The sequence below is a fragment of the Pseudomonas sp. IT-232MI5 genome (assembly GCF_949767845.1).
Taxonomy (GTDB): Bacteria; Pseudomonadota; Gammaproteobacteria; order Pseudomonadales; family Pseudomonadaceae; genus Aquipseudomonas.
The window spans coordinates 299924-316454 of sequence record NZ_CATKQE010000055.1; the positions used below are offsets into that span (position 1 = coordinate 299924).

A 16531-nucleotide genomic window follows, 5' to 3' on the forward strand; every position below is an offset into this window, starting at 1 on the left:
AGCCTCGTTTCACTCGACAGCTCCTACAAGGCGGTGTCATTCCTCGCCAAATCGCAGACACAAAAAAACCGTGCCCGGATCGCTCCGGTGCACGGTTTTTTTATCGCTGCGTCTTACTTGTTCACAGCGTCGGTCAGGCCTTTGGCCACAACCAGCTTGATCACTTTCTTAGCAGGGATTTCGATGGCAGCGCCAGTCGAAGGGTTACGGCCAGTGCGGGCAGGACGCTCGGTCACTTTCAGCTTGCCGATACCTGGCAAGGTGATTTCGCCGCCGTTTTCCAGCTGATCGGCAACGATTTGGCCCAGTTGGTCCAGAGCGTTACGCGCGGTGGTTTTCGGCGCGTCGATAGCTTCAGCGATGTCGGCGATCAGTTGGTCTTTAGTAAGAGCCATGTAGTGTTCCTTCCCTATCAAATTCATATGGATTGCAGAGTGCAGTGTCAGCCATCGAGCCCGATCTTCTGGATCTGGCACCCTCGGCGATAACCACGACGAGTCGGGTTATAGATACCGAAATCAGGGTTTGGTTCGACCTGACAAATGCTGATTGCACGCTTAACGCAGTGACTTCGCGTAAGACCGGGCAAAACTAGCACAGAGCCGGGGAAATATCCGCCTCTAGCTACCCATTTGGTCAGCTTTATTGCGCTAAATCGGTAAAAAACTGCATAAGCGCCAGAGCGCGCCCCGGTTTTGCCCTACAACCCGCGCCAAAACCAGTGGTTGCGGTACACTGGGCGCTTTTTCGGGGGAGCCTGCCCTCCTCCCTTCCAACAGCCGAGAAGCCCATGCCGATCCGTCATTGCATCGTCCACCTGATCGACAAAAAACCCGACGGCACACCCGCAGTTCTGCACGCCCGTGACACGGAACTGGCCGAGTCTGCAGCCATCGAAAACATGCTCGCCGACCTCAACGAGAGCTACAACGCCAAACAGGGCAAAGCCTGGGGCCTGTTCCATCCGGAGTCCGGCGCGTTCCCCTTCAGCGGCTGGCTGAAGGAATACATGGAGGGCGGCAAGGACTTCACTGCGTTCAGCAAAGTCGCGGTCGAACACCTGCAAAAACTGATGGAAGAGTCGAATCTGTCGGTCGGCGGACACGTGCTGTTCGCCCACTATCAGCAAGGCATGACCGATTACCTGGCCATCGCCCTGCTGCACCACAGCGAAGGCGTGGCAGTGACCGATGAACTGGACGTGACCCCGTCGCGCCACCTCGACCTAGGTCAGTTGCACCTGGCGGCGCGGATCAACGTCTCTGAATGGCAGAACAACAAGCAGTCCAAGCAATACATCTCGTTCATCAAGGGCAAGAACGGCAAAAAGGTTTCGGAATACTTCCGCGACTTTATCGGCTGCCAGGAAGGCGTCGACGGCCCGGGCGAGACCCGGACTCTGCTCAAGGCTTTCAGCGACTTCGTCGAGAGCGAAGACCTGCCGGAAGAATCCGCTCGCGAGAAGACCAAGACCCTGGTCGATTACGCCAGCAGCCAGGCCAAACTCGGCGAACCGATGGGTCTGGAAGAGTTGTCCGAGCTGATCGACGAAGAACGCCCGAAAGCCTTCTACGATCACATCCGCAACAAGGACTACGGCCTGTCGCCTGAAATTCCGGCGGACAAACGCACCCTGAATCAATTCCGCCGCTTCACCGGCCGCGCCGAAGGCCTGTCGATCAGCTTTGAAGCGCACCTGCTGGGTTCGAAGATCGAATACGACGAAGAGGCTGGCACCCTGGTGATCAAAGGCCTGCCAACGTCGCTCACCGATCAGTTGAAGCGGCGTAACTGATGCTCGGCAATGTGCTGAAGAAGGTTGCACTGGTTCTGCTGGTGGTCGTGGTTTATCAGAACTGGGGCAAGATCGAGCGGGTGTTCAACCCGTCACAAATGGTCTCGGAGCAGACACGGGCGCAGGCCAATGTCGTGCTCTACGCCACTGACTGGTGCGGCTACTGCAAGCAGACCAAACGCTTTCTCGACAGCAAGGGGATTGCGTTCAAGGAGTTCGATATCGAGAAGGATGCCGAGGCGCGCAAGGTGTATGAGGCATTGGGTGGGCGCGGGATTCCGCTGATTGACGTTAACGGCACATTGATTCGCGGATTCGACCCGGACGAAATCCTCGCCGCCCTGAAATAACCTGTAGGAGTGAGCCTGCTCGCGATAGCGGTGTGTCAGTCGATAAATCCGCCGATTGACACACCGCTATCGCGAGCAGGCTCACTCCTACAAAGTTTTGCTACAGACTTGAGAGATCAGCGTGCTTCGATCCGGAAACCAAAGCGCGGGAAGTGCACATGCACCACACCGCCACGCTCGTCTTCACGCCGAATGATCAACTCTTCGCTGCCGGCAAACAGCAACTCACCCACCACCGGATCAACCCCGTAATCCGTCGCAGCAATCGCCACCTGCTGACCAGCCTTGAAACCGTTCGGATCAACGAACTGCTCATCCGGCAATGCTGCCGGTGTCGCCTTGCGTGCAACCTCAAGCGCCTCTTCCGACGTCATCGCACTGGCTGCGCCATGACCAAAGCCCAGCACTCGCCCCAACCAGGCTGCAACCGCCGGATACTCATCCACCAGCGGTGCCGTGACGTGAGTCGCTTTCAGGAACCACATGGGATGCGCCAGTGCAAAGTCGGCAATCGACGGCTCGCCAAACAGAAAGTCACCCTGCTCGCGTCGCAACTGCTGCTCCAGCCGCGCCATGATCGTCGGCCACTGATGCTTGGCTTGTTCGGCAGACAAACGCGTGGCGCTGCCACCACTGAACAGACCGGCACGGTCGGCGATAAAAGCTTTGATCGCTTCCGGTGGCAGCTTGGCGAAACGCACGGCAACCGATTCCGGCTGGAACACCAGACTCACGGCATGCTGGAACACCACCGAATCAGCCCAAGTGGCAAAACTCGCGGAGGTGAACTCCTGACCTTCAGGGAAGAACGCCGGCAAAGCCTTTTCCTGCTCCAGGCGCCGCGCGATTAACGATGTGTCGCAATAGATGTCAGCGCCAATCTGCAACACCGGTGTCTTGCGGTAGCCGCCAGTCAGCGCGGTCAGATCCGGTTTCGGCATCACCGGCGAAATATGCACCGAGCGCCACGACAAGCCTTTGAAACCCAACAGCAGGCGGGCCTTCTCGGCAAATGGGGAGGTCGGGTAGTGGTGCAGAATCAACTCGGACATGCTCGGCTCCGCCGCTCAGATAGTGAGCCAGCAGCTTAGCGCGCATTTGCTTAGCAGCCTACAGATCTGCCTGATGGGAACCAATCAGTCAGATTGATAAGACGCAACTAGGCATTCCTTTGCGCTTTTCTTGAGCTTTTTGATCAAGCGTTCCTGACGCAACGCATCGCTCTTGTCGCGGCACAGCTCGGTGTAGACCAGCGCCATCGCCGGGCTGGAGAGGAAGAACCGTGCACCTTTGCCGCTTTGATGTTTGGCGAAGCGGCGCACCGGGTCATCACTGATCCCGCAGTACAACGAACCATTGGCGGCGCGAACGAGGTAGACGAACCAGGATTTGCTCACCGGTTCGGCGACATCGACAGATTTTTCGCTAAGGCTGGTCACTTCGGGATCAAGACGTGTAGGAAACAGGCGGCGATCTTATCAGCGACCGGCCTGAAATGCCTTCAGTCCCTTCAATGCCTGGGCGCGCACGGCGTTGCGCACCAGCGGCGTCCAGCCCAGTAGCAGGCCTTTGAAACCGAGCGCCTGACGCGACCAGCGCCACAGATCGAAGTGATCGTGGTGCTCGCAGATCTTGCCGTCACGGAACACGAAGCGGGCCTGGATATCGTTGATGACGATGTTGCCGGTCTGGCTGAACAGGTAGGTCGCGACCCAATGTGCACCGCCGCTGCGTTCATCGGCACGAACGTTGTCGAAGGTCAGCGAGAAGTCTTTGGCGCGGGTAGTGAGCATGCGCCACATGTCGCCGGCATCGCGGCCACGCAGTTCGCCGAAGGCCGGGTCGCTGAACACTACATCGTCTGTGTAGCAGGCGGCCATGGCTTCGGCGTCGAGGCGCTGGAAGGCCTGGTAGAAGCGGGTGATCAACGCGGCGTGGGCTTCGCTCATGGGCAATCTCCAAGATAGGTACAGATTGCCAGCACGATAGTCTGCAATGTGCAGAAACACTATCGGCATTCGCAAACCAAATACCCGCTGTACACAAAACCCATGTAGGAGTGAGCCTGCTCGCGATAGCGGTGTGTCAGTCAGCGCAACGTTGACTGGTATAAAGCTATCGCGAGCAGGCTCACTCCTACAGTTTGAACCGCGTCAGATCTTCTCGCTTTGCACTTGCACGTACAGCGCACGCCCGGCGCCAAGCCCGGCGATGATCGCACCTGTACCGATGATGCCAAAGATCCAGCCGACGGCATTCCAGCCGCCGGTCCAGTCATGCACCACGCCGACCGCGAACGGCCCCATCGACGCCAGCGTGTAACCAAAACCCTGAGACATGCTCGACAGGTTCGCCGCGACATGTGAATCCCGCGAACGCAGCACGATCAGGGTCAACGCCAGACTGAACGTACCGCCCTGCCCCAGCCCCAACAGAATCGCCCAACCCCACAGCCCTTCGATCGGCGCATACAGACAACCGAACAGACCGCCGAGGGTCAGCGCCATGACCACGACGATCGCCAGACGCTGATCTTTGCCGCGAGTAGCCAGCCACGGCGCAGCCAACGAACTGGCAAGCTGGATGATCACCGAACCGGACAACACCAGACCGGCCTGGGTTGGCGTCAGTCCACGACCAATCAGGATGGACGGCAACCAGCCAAAGACGATGTAGGCCAGCGATGATTGCAGGCCCATGTACAAGGTCACTTGCCAAGCCAGCGGATCACGCAGCAGACCGCGTACGCGGTATGCAACATTGTGCGCGCCATGTTTCTGCCCGACTTGCGGCAACCAGAACACCGCTGCAACCAACGCCGGAATCACCCAGAAACCCAGGCCCATCGCCCAGCTACCACCGAAATGCTCACTGAGCGGCACGCTGGAACCGGCCGCCATCGCCGCGCCCAGGCACAGCGCCATGGTGTAGACGCCGGTCATGGTGCCGGCATGTTTGGCGAAGTCGCGCTTGACGATGCCCGGCAGCAGAACACCGATGATGCCAATGCTCGCACCGCCCAATACGCTGCCGGCGAACAGGCCGATCTCACCGAAGTTGCTGCGCAAAATGATCCCGCCCGCCAGTGTCAGCAAAATCCCCAGCACCACCCGCTCAGCACCAAAACGTCGCGCCAGAATCGGTGCCAGTGGCGCAAACAAACCGAGGCACAACACCGGCAGCGTAGTCAGCAGACCGGCCTGAGCCGCCGACAAGCCAAGACTTTTCGACACATCGCTGAGCAGCGGCGCCATGCTCGACAGCGCCGGACGCAAGTTCAGCGCCACCAGAATCAAGCCGAGCAGCAACAACCACGGTCGGCGTACCAGCGGATGGCTTTGTTGCACTTGTTCGTCATCAGCCTCGGCGTCGATCAGCAGTTCTTCAAGTTCTGCCGTGCGCTTGGGGGTTGTGGATATCTCGTTGCGGGACATGGATTTCTCGGTTTCAAGGTTCATTGATCAACTGCCTCGACAAAGCTTTGGCCCGTTCCGGGTCGCGTTGCTCGACCGCATCGAGCAACGCGATGTGCAGGTCGAACACTTCCTGACGGCGCGGGACGATGTTCAGGGTCTGGCGCAATTGCGCGCCGACGATGCTGGAAAAGTAGCGATACAGCTCGCTGAGGGTCGGGTTGTGCGCGGCGTCGACCAGACGGCGGTGGAACACCAGATCGCAGGCGATATAGGTGTCGAGATCGCCGTGGTAGTGGCTGCCGCTGGTGCCGAGCGCTTCACGCAATGCGACGAGGTCTTCGTCGGTGCGGCGCAATGCCGCCAAACCGATCGCTTCGACTTCGAGGATGTGGCGGGTTTCCCGCGCCTGTTCCAGCGAGCATTGCGACAGCGCTTTCAAGGTATCCATCGGATCGACCACTGCGCGCAAGTAACTGCCATCGCCCTGGCGAATCTCGATCAGCCCGGAAAACGCCAATACGCGCATGGCTTCGCGCACGGTGTTGCGGCTGATGCCCAGTTCGGCGCACAGCTCGGGTTCGGTCGGCAAACGCTCGCCAACCTGCCAGGCACCGCTGTTGATGCGCTGACGGAGTTGATCCAAGGCCTGATCGACTAGGGATCGTTTAATGAGTGGAGAAATGTCTGACATAGGATTCGCCCTTTCATCCAATCATAGGATGAATTTTCTGACATGTTAGTCAGACCCGTGTAGGACGGCAACCACCTAGGGTCAATCGGAGACACATGAAGCGGTATTTTCGATTGGTCAAAATTACCCTTTAAGGGTAATTTCAGGGACAGGGTTTTGGTTTCTTATGGAAAAGAACACACCCCATTACGACTTGGCGGTGATCAAGGCGGAAGTCAGACGACTTGGCAGACAAGCTTTCACCAAGACCGCGGACAAAACCGGTCTCGATCTCGGTTTTAGCTTCGCAGAAATGCAGGAGATCGTTTTCGAGTTGCAGAACAGGATGTTGTACAAATCGATGACCACCTATGACGATCATCGAGTCTGGCAGGACGTGTATCACATCAACTCAAAAGGCCTGGAGATTTACATCAAGGTGACATACCGCCCTGCCGGCGGCGCACCGGTAATCTCCTTCAAGGAGAAAAACCCATGAAAACCCGGCAATGTTTCAGCTGTGGTGCCCGTGAGGGAATGAGGCATTTCGAGGGTCGCGGTGAGACCCTGAGTGTCAAAGGCATGGAGCGCCGCGTAGATGATCTCGCTGGCTGGGAATGCCGGCAGTGCGGGGAAATCGAGTGGGATGACGGCACCGATAGCGCTGATCGTTACACGGAAGCAGGCGATGAGCTGGTTATCGCTGCAAGACAAATGATCGGTTCCGAGATGAAGCGCATCCGGCGCAAATTGCACCTGACGCAAAAAGAGACGGTGCAACTGCTGTCAGGTGGAGGCCACAACGCATTTTCCAGGTACGAACGAGGCGAATTGCTGCCGCCGAAGGCGTTGATGCTTTTGATGCGGCTGCTGGATCGTTACCCGCACTTGCTTGCCGATGCGAAAGTCTTGGCCGAAGGGGCTGACTTGAGAGGTGCGTTCAAGTACACCGTGCACAAGGAACACGAAACCCTCACCGTTTCCTGACTCCAAAAAACAAACCCGGCACAAGGCCGGGTTGTTTTTACACACAAACCATCAATGCAAAATCTGACTCAAGAACAACTTCGTCCGCTCATTCTGCGGATTATCGAAGAAGTCATTCGGCGCCGCCTGCTCAACGATTTCACCTTTATCCATGAAGATCACGCGATTGGCCACAGTCCGCGCAAAGCCCATTTCGTGAGTCACGCAAAGCATGGTCATGCCGTCTTCAGCCAGACCGATCATGGTGTCGAGTACTTCCTTCACCATCTCCGGATCGAGCGCTGAAGTCGGTTCATCGAACAGCATGATTTTCGGTTTCATGCACAGGGCGCGGGCGATCGCCACACGCTGTTGCTGACCACCGGACAGTTGCCCCGGAAACTTGTGCGCCTGCTCCGGAATGCGTACGCGTTCCAGGTAATGCATGGCGATTTCCTCGGCCTTGCGCTTGGGCATCTTGCGTACCCACATTGGCGCCAGGGTGCAGTTCTGCAGAATGGTCAGGTGCGGGAACAGGTTGAAATGCTGGAACACCATGCCGACTTCGCGGCGGATCGCTTCGATCTGCTTGAGGTCGTTGGTCAGTTCCACGCCGTCGACGACGATGCGGCCCTGCTGGTGTTCTTCCAGACGATTGAGGCAGCGAATCGTTGTCGATTTGCCGGAACCCGACGGCCCGCACAGGACGATACGCTCGCCCTGTTTGACGTTGAGGTTGATGTCTTTCAGCACGTGGAACTGGCCGTACCACTTGTTGACGCCCTGCATCTGAATAATGCCTTCAGAACCTGCAGGCTTTTTGATTGCTTCACTCATTTACAGAACTCCTAACGCTTGTGGCCAGTGTCGAGCTTGCGTTCCAGATGCATGGAATAGCGCGACATACCAAAACAGAAAATCCAGAACACCAGGGCGGCGAACACGTAGCCTTCGGTGGCCATGCCCAGCCATTTCGGATCGGCAGCGGCTTGTTTGACGCTGTTGAGCAGGTCAAAGAGGCCGATGATGATCACAAGGCTAGTGTCCTTGAACAGCGCAATGAAGGTGTTGACGATGCCGGGAATCACCAGCTTCAGGGCTTGCGGCAAAATCACCAGGCCCATCGAACGCCAGTATCCGAGACCCATCGCTGCAGCCGCTTCGTACTGACCTTTGGGGATCGCTTGCAGACCACCGCGCACCACTTCGGCGACATAGGCCGACTGGAACAGGATCACGCCGATCAGTGCCCGCAGCAGCTTGTCGAAGTTCATGCCTTCAGGCAGGAACAGCGGCAGCATCACCGACGACATGAACAGCACCGTGATCAACGGCACGCCGCGCCAGAATTCGATAAAGGTCACGCAGACCACACGAATCGCCGGCATGTTCGAACGTCGCCCGAGCGCCAGCACAATCCCCAGCGGCAACGCACCGGCGATACCGACAGTGGCGATGACCAGGGTCAGCATCAGGCCGCCCCACTGGCTGGTTGCCACCGGGGTCAGACCGAAACCACCGTGCAGCAGGGTGAAGGCAATGATCGGGTACAGCACCAGAAAGCTCAGCCCGTAGATCGCTTTACGCGGTACGCGCGAGATGAACAATGGCGCCGCGCCGATCACCGCCAGCCACACGGTCAGGTCGACACGCCAGCGCAGTTCCGTCGGGTAGTAGCCGTACATGAACTGGCCGAAGCGCTGCTGAATGAACACCCAGCAGGCGCCCTCCTTGGTGCAGTCGGCGCGGGTGGTGCCAACCCAGTTGGCATCGACAATCGCCCAACTGAGGATCGGCGGCACCACGAGATAAATCAAGTAGAACGCAAACAGCGTCAGCAGGGTGTTGAGCCAGCTGGAGAACATGTTCGCGCGCATCCACGCCACCACGCCGATGCTGCTGTTCGGTGGGGGCATGTCGGGTTTGAAAGTATGAGTACTCATGCGCTTTTCCTTACCGCTCGATCAGCGCAATGCGCTTGTTGTACCAGTTCATCAGCAGGGAAATGCTGATACTGATCGCTAGGTACACGCTCATGGTGATGGCAATCACCTCGATCGCCTGACCGGTCTGGTTAAGCACCGTGCCTGCGAACAGCGACACCATTTCCGGGTAACCGATACCGGCTGCCAGCGAGGAGTTCTTCGCCAGGTTGAGGTATTGGCTGGTCAGCGGCGGAATGATCACGCGCAGAGCTTGCGGAATGATCACTTTGCGCAGGGTCGGGCCGTTGCGCAGGCCGAGGGAACGCGCGGCTTCGGTCTGGCCGTGGCTGACCGACTTGATCCCGGAACGCACGATCTCGGCGATGAACGCCGCGGTGTACACGGTCAAGGCCAGGGTCAACGCGAGCAGTTCCGGGATCAGCACCCAGCCGCCAACAAAGTTGAAGCCTTTAAGCTCGGGCATTTCCCAATGCAGCGGAGCGCCGAAGATCAGTGCGCACAAGGTCGGGATCACCAGCAGAATCGCCAGACCGACCCAGAACTTGTGAAACGGCACGCCGGTTTCTTCAAAGCGTTTGTTGGCCCAGCGGGTCATCAGCACGATGCCGACAATGGCCACCACAATGCTGATCACGAACGCCCAGAAACCATCAGCCGCCAGTGCGGCCGGCATGTTCAGGCCACGGCTGCTGACGAAGAAGGTGTCGCCGAAGTTATGGCTGTTGCGCGGCCCCGGCATGGTCAGGAACACCGCGAAGTACCAGAACAGGATTTGCAGCAGCGGCGGAATGTTGCGGAACACTTCCACATACACGGTCGCCAGTTTGCTGATGATCCAGTTCTGCGACAGCCGCGCCACACCGATGATGAACCCGAGGATCGTCGCCAGAACCACGCCGATTACAGTCACCAACAGGGTATTGAGCAGACCGATGACAAAGACGCGGGCATAGCTGTCCGCTTCGGTGTAGTCGATCAGGTGTTGAGCGATGCCGAATCCGGCACTGCGCTCCAGAAAGCCGAAACCGGAGGTAATGCCCCGGTGCTGAAGGTTGGTTTGCGTGTTGTCGAACAAGTACCAGCCCAGCGAGACCACCGCCACAACGGTGATGATCTGGAATAGCCACGCACGCACTCGTGGATCGCTGAGGCTGAGCCTCTGCTTTGGTGCGCCGATTGAATTTTGCATGAAGTGCCCCGGAAAAAATGGAACAAGAACATCACCCGGCGGTTGGCCCACCGGGTGATAGAACCATTAGCGCACTGGTGGTGCGTACTGAATGCCGCCGTTGTTCCACAGGGCGTTCAAGCCGCGGTCGATTTCCAGCGGAGTGCTCTTGCCGAGGTTTTTCTCGAAGATCTCGCCGTAGTTGCCGACTTGTTTGACGATCTGCACAACCCAGTCTTTCGGCAGTTTCAGGTCTTTGCCGTATTCGCCGTCAGCGCCGAGCATACGGGCGACGTCCGGGTTCTTGGTCGATTTGGCTTCAGCTTCGACGTTCTTCGAAGTGATGCCGGCTTCTTCGGTGTTGAGCAGCGCGTAGCCAACCCAACGGACGATGGCCAGCCACTCGTCGTCGCCATTACGTACGACCGGGCCCAGTGGTTCTTTGGAAATGGTTTCCGGCAGAACCACGTAGTCCTTCGGCGATGCCAGCTTGGAGCGCTGGGCGAACAGTTGGGACTTGTCGGAGGTCAGCACGTCGCAACGACCGGATTCCAGCGATTTGGCGCTTTCATCGGAGGTGTCGAAAGTGATCGGGGTGTATTTCAGACCGTTGCCACGGAAGTAGTCGGAAACGTTCAGCTCGGTGGTGGTACCGGCCTGGATGCAGATGGTTGCACCGTCCAGCTCTTTGGCACTTTTCACGCCGAGCTTGTTGTTCACCAGGAAGCCGATGCCGTCGTAGTAGGTAATGAAGCCCGGGAATTTCAGGCCCATGCCCGCGTCACGCGAACTGGTCATGGTGGTGTTGCGCGACAGGATGTCGATCTCGCCCGATTGCAGCGCGGTGAAGCGCTCCTTGGCGTTCAACTGACTGAATTTGACCTTGGTCGCGTCGCCGAATACGGCAGCGGCCACAGCGCGGCAGACGTCAGCGTCGATCCCGAGGATCTTGCCGGTCGCGTCCGGTACCGAGAAGCCCGGCAGACCGTCGCTCACGCCACACTGCACGAAACCTTTCTTCTGCACTGCATCCAGGGTTGCACCCGCCTGAGCGAACCCGCTGACACCGAGTACTGTTGCTGCAGTCACGATGGCCAGGGTGGATTTCAACATCTTCATTCAAACCTCCAGTTTTGCTCTTGTTGTGTCGGAGCTTGAGTCCAGTCGCACCCTTTTGAGGCGTTGTTGACCCGTGTTGGCTTTTTTTGGGGTCAACCGACGTAAGACCTTCGCTATGAGTCTAGTAGGAGAAAATCCACATCATGGACAACTCACTTCTCACCAATCGGCCGAACGGGCTGTAGCCCTTTCACGTTCGCTGCGCCCGTAGCGGCCATTGGCGAACATCCATCACCGGATTCTTTGCCATCCCGTCGCGGGTCGTACACTGATAGTGTTACCGCCACGCGTAGGATGCTTCGTACAGAACCTTCCATAGCAAAGCCCGTACCACACCTGTCGCGGAATCGATTCGGCGACAGGTCAATAGCAAAACTTGTAACCTTGCGACATCTTCTTAACGGATCAACCGGGCGCGCACTCGAATCACGCACTTATTGAGAGCGCCCGCACATATTTGGAGCAGACATGACCGAGCCCTTGATTCTTCAGCCTGTTAAGCCCGCAGACGCCTGCGTGATCTGGCTGCACGGCCTCGGCGCCGACCGCTACGACTTCTTGCCGGTAGCGGAAGCGTTGCAGGAAAGCCTGCTGAGCACACGCTTCGTGCTACCGCAGGCGCCGACGCGTCCAGTGACCATAAATGGCGGATATGCCATGCCCAGCTGGTACGACATTAAAGCCATGAGCCCGGCGCGAGCGATCGACCGTGATGAGCTGGAAGCGTCGGCGGATCGCATCATCGAATTGATCGAAAACCAGCGCGCCAGCGGAATAGACGCCTCGCGGATTTTCCTTGCCGGTTTTTCCCAGGGCGGCGCTGTCGTTTTGCACACCGCTTTTGTGAAATGGCAAGGCGCACTCGGTGGCGTACTTGCTCTGTCGACCTATGCACCGACGTTCAGCGATGACATGCAGCTTTCAGCCAGTCAGCAGCGGATTCCCGCGATATGCCTGCACGGTCAGTTCGACGGCGTGGTACAGAACTCGATGGGACGCAGCGCCTACGAGCATTTGGTGAAGCATGGTGTCACCGTGACATGGCAGGAATACCCAATGGAGCACGAAGTGTTACCCGAGGAAATTCGCGACATTGGTGTCTGGTTGAGTGAGCGCCTGCGCTAAGCGCCGAGATTAAACCACCCTTTGATCCCTCCTACTACGCCGCGCCCGTTTCTTGCATTACACTGGCCGGCGTACATTCCTTAACCAATTGATGAGATGACCGTGCTCGAAGCACTCAAGAAAATGTTCGGTAAAAGCGAGGCTGAGCAGCTCGCGCCAGTTCCCAGTGCGCCGTCGCACGCCCCCGGTCATCGCAACGATGCGCCCCAGGCCGACCGCCCCGCTGCCGTAGCAGCACCGAAGCAAGACCCGAAACCCGCTCCGGCCGCGCCAATCGCCGCCGAGCCTGCGCGCAGTGAAGAGCCGAAACCGGCCAGAGCGCGTCGCGAACCAAAGCCCAAGGCCCCGGTCATTCCGTGGAAACTCGAAGATTTCGTTGTCGAGCCACAGGAAGGCAAAACCCGCTTCCACGATTTCAATCTTTCACCAGAACTGATGCATGCCATTCAGGATCTGGGCTTCCCGTACTGCACGCCGATCCAGGCGCAAGTGCTGGGTTTCACCCTCGCCGGCAAAGACGCCATTGGTCGCGCGCAGACCGGTACCGGCAAGACCGCCGCGTTCCTGATCTCGATCATCACCCAACTGCTGCAAACGCCGCCGCCGAAAGAACGCTACATGGGCGAACCCCGTGCGCTGATCATCGCGCCGACCCGCGAGCTGGTGGTGCAGATCGCCAAGGATGCCGCTGACCTGACCAAGTACACCGGTCTCAACGTCATGACGTTCGTTGGCGGCATGGACTTCGACAAACAGCTCAAGCACCTCGAAGCGCGTCACTGCGACATTCTCGTGGCGACCCCCGGCCGCCTGCTCGACTTCAACCAGCGCGGCGACGTGCACCTGGACATGGTCGAAGTGATGGTGCTGGACGAAGCCGACCGCATGCTCGACATGGGTTTCATCCCGCAAGTACGCCAGATCATTCGCCAGACCCCGCCGAAGTCCGAGCGCCAGACCCTGCTGTTCTCCGCGACCTTCACCGAAGACGTGATGAACCTGGCCAAGCAATGGACGACCGATCCGTCCATCGTCGAAATCGAAGTCACCAACGTCGCCAGCGAAAACGTCGAGCAACACATCTACGCCGTGGCCGGTGCCGACAAGTACAAATTGCTCTACAACCTGGTCAACGATAATGGCTGGGAGCGGGTGATGGTCTTCGCCAACCGCAAGGACGAAGTGCGCCGTATCGAAGAGCGTCTGGTGCGCGACGGTGTGAATGCTGCGCAGTTGTCCGGCGATGTGCCGCAACACAAACGCATCAAGACCCTCGAAGGTTTCCGCGAAGGCAAGATTCGCGTGCTTGTCGCCACCGATGTGGCCGGTCGTGGCATTCACATCGACGGCATCAGCCACGTGATCAACTTCACCCTGCCGGAAGTCCCGGACGACTACGTGCACCGCATTGGCCGGACCGGTCGTGCTGGCGCCGATGGCGTGTCGATCAGCTTCGCCGGTGAAGACGACTCCTATCAGTTGCCGTCCATCGAAGAGAAGCTCGGTCGCAAGATCAGTTGCGAAACGCCACCGACGCATCTGTTGCGCGCGGTCGAGCGCAAGCGTCCGCAGTAAGCAACGTTTAAAAGAAAAGCGCAGCCGGCAACGGACTGCGCTTTTTTTTCGTCCGGCATTTCATCAGGCGCTTGCGAGATATAACTAAAAGTCCATAATAGACAAATTAGTTTATATCCAGACTCCGGAGCCTGATATGTCCAGTACGCCCTACGTGATCGACCAACATCAGGCCCGCGAGCTGCTGGCGCGCATTGATGTGCCGCAGATCCTGCGCAAGCTGTTCCGCGATCTCGCTGCCGGACACGCCGTGCAACCGGCGCAGCAACTGGTTGAGTTCCCGCAGGGTGCCGGCGACTTCATCAACTATCTGGGCGTGTTGGCCGATGACGGGGTTTACGGCGTGAAGACCTCGCCGTACATCGTTCGCGAGCAAGGTGCGCTGGTAACCGCGTGGACATTGTTGATGTCGATGAAAACCGGGCAGCCGTTGCTGTTGTGTGATGCCGGTGAACTGACCACCGCGCGCACTGCAGCGACTACCGCAGTGGCAGTCGACGCCCTCGCACCGCTGAATGCCACACGACTGGCAATCATCGGCAGTGGCAAGGTTGCGCAGGCGCATCTGCACTATGTGAAGTCGCTGCGTGACTGGCAGAGCATCAGCGTGTATTCACCTTCCCTGCTCGAAGACGCTGATACTCAGGCACGGTTGAAAGCCATCGTTGCCGATCTGAACATTGCCGACAACCGCGAAGCCGCCCTTGCCGAGGCCGATGTGATCATGCTCTGCACCTCGTCTGCCGGACCGGTGATCGATCCTGCTGCATTGAGCAAGCCGGCACTGATCACTTCGATCAGCACCAACGCCCCACGCGCCCACGAAGTTCCACCGCAGAGCCTCAACGACATGCAGGTGTTCTGCGACTATCGTCTGACCACGCCGGGTTCGGCGGGCGAGATGTTGATTGCCAGTGAACAGCATGGCTGGAGCAAGGATTCGATTGTCGGCGACCTCGCCGATCTGCTCAGCGAAAAAGTGCAGCGCCCGGATTACGACCGCCACGTGTTTTTCCGCTCAATCGGCTTGGGCCTGGAAGACATTGCTCTGGCCAATGCGATTTACCACCTGAACAACTGACCACTGTAGGAGCTGCCGAAGGCTGCGATCTTTTGATCTTGATCTTAAAAAACCAGATCAAAAGATCGCAGCCTTCGGCAGTTCCTACAGGGATCGCATTCCGATTGGGGAGTTGCCAATGACAGATCCCCAGAGAACCCCGATAGTTTTGGAGTTTTTCATGAGCCAGGCAGATTTCATCATCATCGGCGGCGGGATTGCCGGCGCTTCCACCGGTTTCTGGCTGTCGCCGCACGGCAAAGTGATCGTGCTCGAACGCGAATCCCACCCGGCCTATCACTCCACCGGGCGCTCCGCCGCGCTGTTCACTGCCGCGTACGGCACACCGCAAGTGCGTGCACTGACGCAGGCCAGCCGGGCGTTCTTCGACAATCCGCCAAGCGGTTTCTGCGAACACCCATTGCTGACCCCGCGCGGCGAAATGACCGTCGACTTCAGCGGTGACGCCGCCGAACTCAATAACCAATACCTCAGCGCCAAAGCCACGGTGCCGGAGATGCAACTGCTCAGCGCCGACGAAGCCTGCGCGCGGCTACCGATCCTGCGTCGGGAAAAAGTCCACGGCGCGATCTACGATCCGAGCGCCAGCGACATCGACACCGACGCCTTGCATCAGGGTTACCTGCGCGGAATCCGCCGCAACAACGGCGAAGTGCATACCGATTGCGAAGTGCTCGGCCTGAGCCGCGATGCCGAAGGCCACTGGCACGTGCAAACCAACGGCCAGACTTTCAGCGCACCGATGATCATCAACGCCGCTGGCGCCTGGGCCGACAAAATCGGCGTTTTGGCCGGTGCCAAGCCGCTGGGCCTGCAACCGAAACGCCGCGCCGCGTTTATTTTCGCCGGCCCCGAAGGCGTCGATATTCATCACTGGCCGATGCTGGTCAGCCTCGACGAATCCTTCTATATGAAGCCTGACGCCGGCATGTTCCTCGGCTCGCCGGCCAACGCCGACCCGGTCGAACCTCACGATGTGCAGCCGGAAGAACTGGACATCGCCATGGGCATCTACCAGATCGAAGAAGCCACGACGCTGACCATCCGCCGCCCGACCCGCACCTGGGCCGGGCTGCGCAGTTTCGTTGCCGACGGTGATCTGCTCAGCGGTTTCGATCCGCAGGTGCCAGGTTTGTTCTGGGTCGCCGCGCAAGGTGGCTACGGCATCCAGACTTCGCCGGCGATGGGCCAGGCCAGCGCGGCGTTGGTGCGTGGTCAGCCGCTGCCCGAGCACTTGCTGCAGTTCGGCCTGAGCAGCGCCATGCTCTCCCCTGCCCGCCTCGCCTGATCGTCCACCCGGATGACGCGCCCAACGGATTG

General features: G+C 58.7%; 18 protein-coding genes. 8 read left to right on the plus strand and 10 right to left on the minus strand.

Translation table 11 applies throughout. From position 1 onward, the window contains the following. Positions 1–113: 113 nt before the first annotated feature. Positions 114–395, minus strand: coding sequence for an HU family DNA-binding protein (locus ACM6JQ_RS22280; protein ID WP_003221909.1), 282 nt, complete (start codon positions 393–395; stop codon positions 114–116). 395 nt (positions 396–790) lie between these two features. Here ACM6JQ_RS22280 and yejK point away from each other — a divergent pair, with 395 nt between their 5' ends. Continuing rightward, positions 791–1795 carry a nucleoid-associated protein YejK gene (gene yejK / locus ACM6JQ_RS22285; protein ID WP_007909053.1) on the plus strand — a complete coding sequence of 335 codons (1005 nt, stop codon included), beginning with the start codon at positions 791–793 and terminating at the stop codon, positions 1793–1795. Next, positions 1795–2145 carry a glutaredoxin family protein gene (locus tag ACM6JQ_RS22290; protein ID WP_215501753.1) on the plus strand — a complete coding sequence of 117 codons (351 nt, stop codon included), beginning with the start codon at positions 1795–1797 and terminating at the stop codon, positions 2143–2145. Before yejK ends, ACM6JQ_RS22290 begins: the two co-directional genes overlap by 1 nt. Positions 2146–2261: 116 nt before the next feature. On the opposite strand, the gene ACM6JQ_RS22295 is transcribed toward ACM6JQ_RS22290, so the two are convergent. From ACM6JQ_RS22295 to ACM6JQ_RS22315, 5 genes are all read right to left on the minus strand, one after another. After that, complete coding sequence (locus ACM6JQ_RS22295; RefSeq protein WP_414894681.1) at positions 2262–3197, minus strand: glutathione S-transferase family protein; 936 nt, start codon at positions 3195–3197, stop codon at positions 2262–2264. Positions 3198–3281: 84 nt separating this feature from the next. Then, positions 3282–3584 (minus strand): GIY-YIG nuclease family protein, encoded by a 303-nt coding sequence (locus tag ACM6JQ_RS22300; RefSeq protein WP_007909056.1) that lies wholly within the window; start codon positions 3582–3584, stop codon positions 3282–3284. A 39-nt stretch (positions 3585–3623) separates the two neighbouring features. Further along, positions 3624–4094: a nuclear transport factor 2 family protein gene (locus ACM6JQ_RS22305; RefSeq protein WP_077571232.1), complete on the minus strand. Its 471-nt coding sequence runs from the start codon at positions 4092–4094 to the stop codon at positions 3624–3626. Between the two features lie 204 nt (positions 4095–4298). Then, positions 4299–5603, minus strand: coding sequence for a CynX/NimT family MFS transporter (locus ACM6JQ_RS22310; RefSeq protein WP_077571231.1), 1305 nt, complete (start codon positions 5601–5603; stop codon positions 4299–4301). Beyond that, positions 5593–6252 (minus strand): FadR/GntR family transcriptional regulator, encoded by a 660-nt coding sequence (locus tag ACM6JQ_RS22315; protein ID WP_414894682.1) that lies wholly within the window; start codon positions 6250–6252, stop codon positions 5593–5595. Before ACM6JQ_RS22315 ends, ACM6JQ_RS22310 begins: the two co-directional genes overlap by 11 nt. A 166-nt stretch (positions 6253–6418) precedes the next feature. Between ACM6JQ_RS22315 and ACM6JQ_RS22320 the strand changes: the two genes are divergently transcribed. Together ACM6JQ_RS22320 and ACM6JQ_RS22325 are read left to right on the plus strand one after the other, a co-directional pair. Beyond that, complete coding sequence (locus ACM6JQ_RS22320) at positions 6419–6730, plus strand: type II toxin-antitoxin system MqsR family toxin (RefSeq protein WP_007914355.1); 312 nt, start codon at positions 6419–6421, stop codon at positions 6728–6730. Further along, the gene (locus ACM6JQ_RS22325; RefSeq protein ID WP_007914353.1) at positions 6727–7218 is read left to right on the plus strand and encodes a type II TA system antitoxin MqsA family protein; all 492 of its coding nucleotides are present in this window, start codon (positions 6727–6729) and stop codon (positions 7216–7218) included. The genes ACM6JQ_RS22320 and ACM6JQ_RS22325 overlap by 4 nt, the downstream gene beginning before the upstream one ends. 51 nt (positions 7219–7269) lie before the next feature. Here ACM6JQ_RS22325 and ACM6JQ_RS22330 read toward each other — a convergent pair whose 3' ends face one another. From ACM6JQ_RS22330 to ACM6JQ_RS22345, 4 genes are all read right to left on the minus strand, one after another. After that, positions 7270–8034: an amino acid ABC transporter ATP-binding protein gene (locus tag ACM6JQ_RS22330; RefSeq protein ID WP_007914351.1), complete on the minus strand. Its 765-nt coding sequence runs from the start codon at positions 8032–8034 to the stop codon at positions 7270–7272. Positions 8035–8045: 11 nt separating this feature from the next. Beyond that, positions 8046–9140 carry an amino acid ABC transporter permease gene (locus ACM6JQ_RS22335; RefSeq protein WP_007949911.1) on the minus strand — a complete coding sequence of 365 codons (1095 nt, stop codon included), beginning with the start codon at positions 9138–9140 and terminating at the stop codon, positions 8046–8048. 10 nt (positions 9141–9150) lie between these two features. Then, entirely contained in the window at positions 9151–10332 is a 1182-nt protein-coding gene (locus ACM6JQ_RS22340) for an amino acid ABC transporter permease (protein ID WP_007914329.1), read from the minus strand. Positions 10333–10398: 66 nt separating this feature from the next. Continuing rightward, on the minus strand, positions 10399–11430 hold the full coding sequence (locus ACM6JQ_RS22345; protein ID WP_007914328.1) for an amino acid ABC transporter substrate-binding protein: 1032 nt from the start codon (positions 11428–11430) through the stop codon (positions 10399–10401). A 468-nt stretch (positions 11431–11898) separates the two neighbouring features. Between ACM6JQ_RS22345 and ACM6JQ_RS22350 the strand changes: the two genes are divergently transcribed. From ACM6JQ_RS22350 to ACM6JQ_RS22365, 4 genes are all read left to right on the plus strand, one after another. Continuing rightward, positions 11899–12555 (plus strand): alpha/beta hydrolase, encoded by a 657-nt coding sequence (locus ACM6JQ_RS22350; protein ID WP_007914327.1) that lies wholly within the window; start codon positions 11899–11901, stop codon positions 12553–12555. A 96-nt stretch (positions 12556–12651) separates the two neighbouring features. Continuing rightward, positions 12652–14130 carry an ATP-dependent RNA helicase RhlB gene (gene rhlB / locus ACM6JQ_RS22355; protein ID WP_007914326.1) on the plus strand — a complete coding sequence of 493 codons (1479 nt, stop codon included), beginning with the start codon at positions 12652–12654 and terminating at the stop codon, positions 14128–14130. 136 nt (positions 14131–14266) lie between these two features. Then, the gene (locus ACM6JQ_RS22360) at positions 14267–15211 is read left to right on the plus strand and encodes an ornithine cyclodeaminase family protein (RefSeq protein ID WP_414894683.1); all 945 of its coding nucleotides are present in this window, start codon (positions 14267–14269) and stop codon (positions 15209–15211) included. A 160-nt stretch (positions 15212–15371) separates the two neighbouring features. Beyond that, the gene (locus tag ACM6JQ_RS22365) at positions 15372–16499 is read left to right on the plus strand and encodes an NAD(P)/FAD-dependent oxidoreductase (protein ID WP_414894684.1); all 1128 of its coding nucleotides are present in this window, start codon (positions 15372–15374) and stop codon (positions 16497–16499) included. Positions 16500–16531 lie beyond the last annotated feature (32 nt).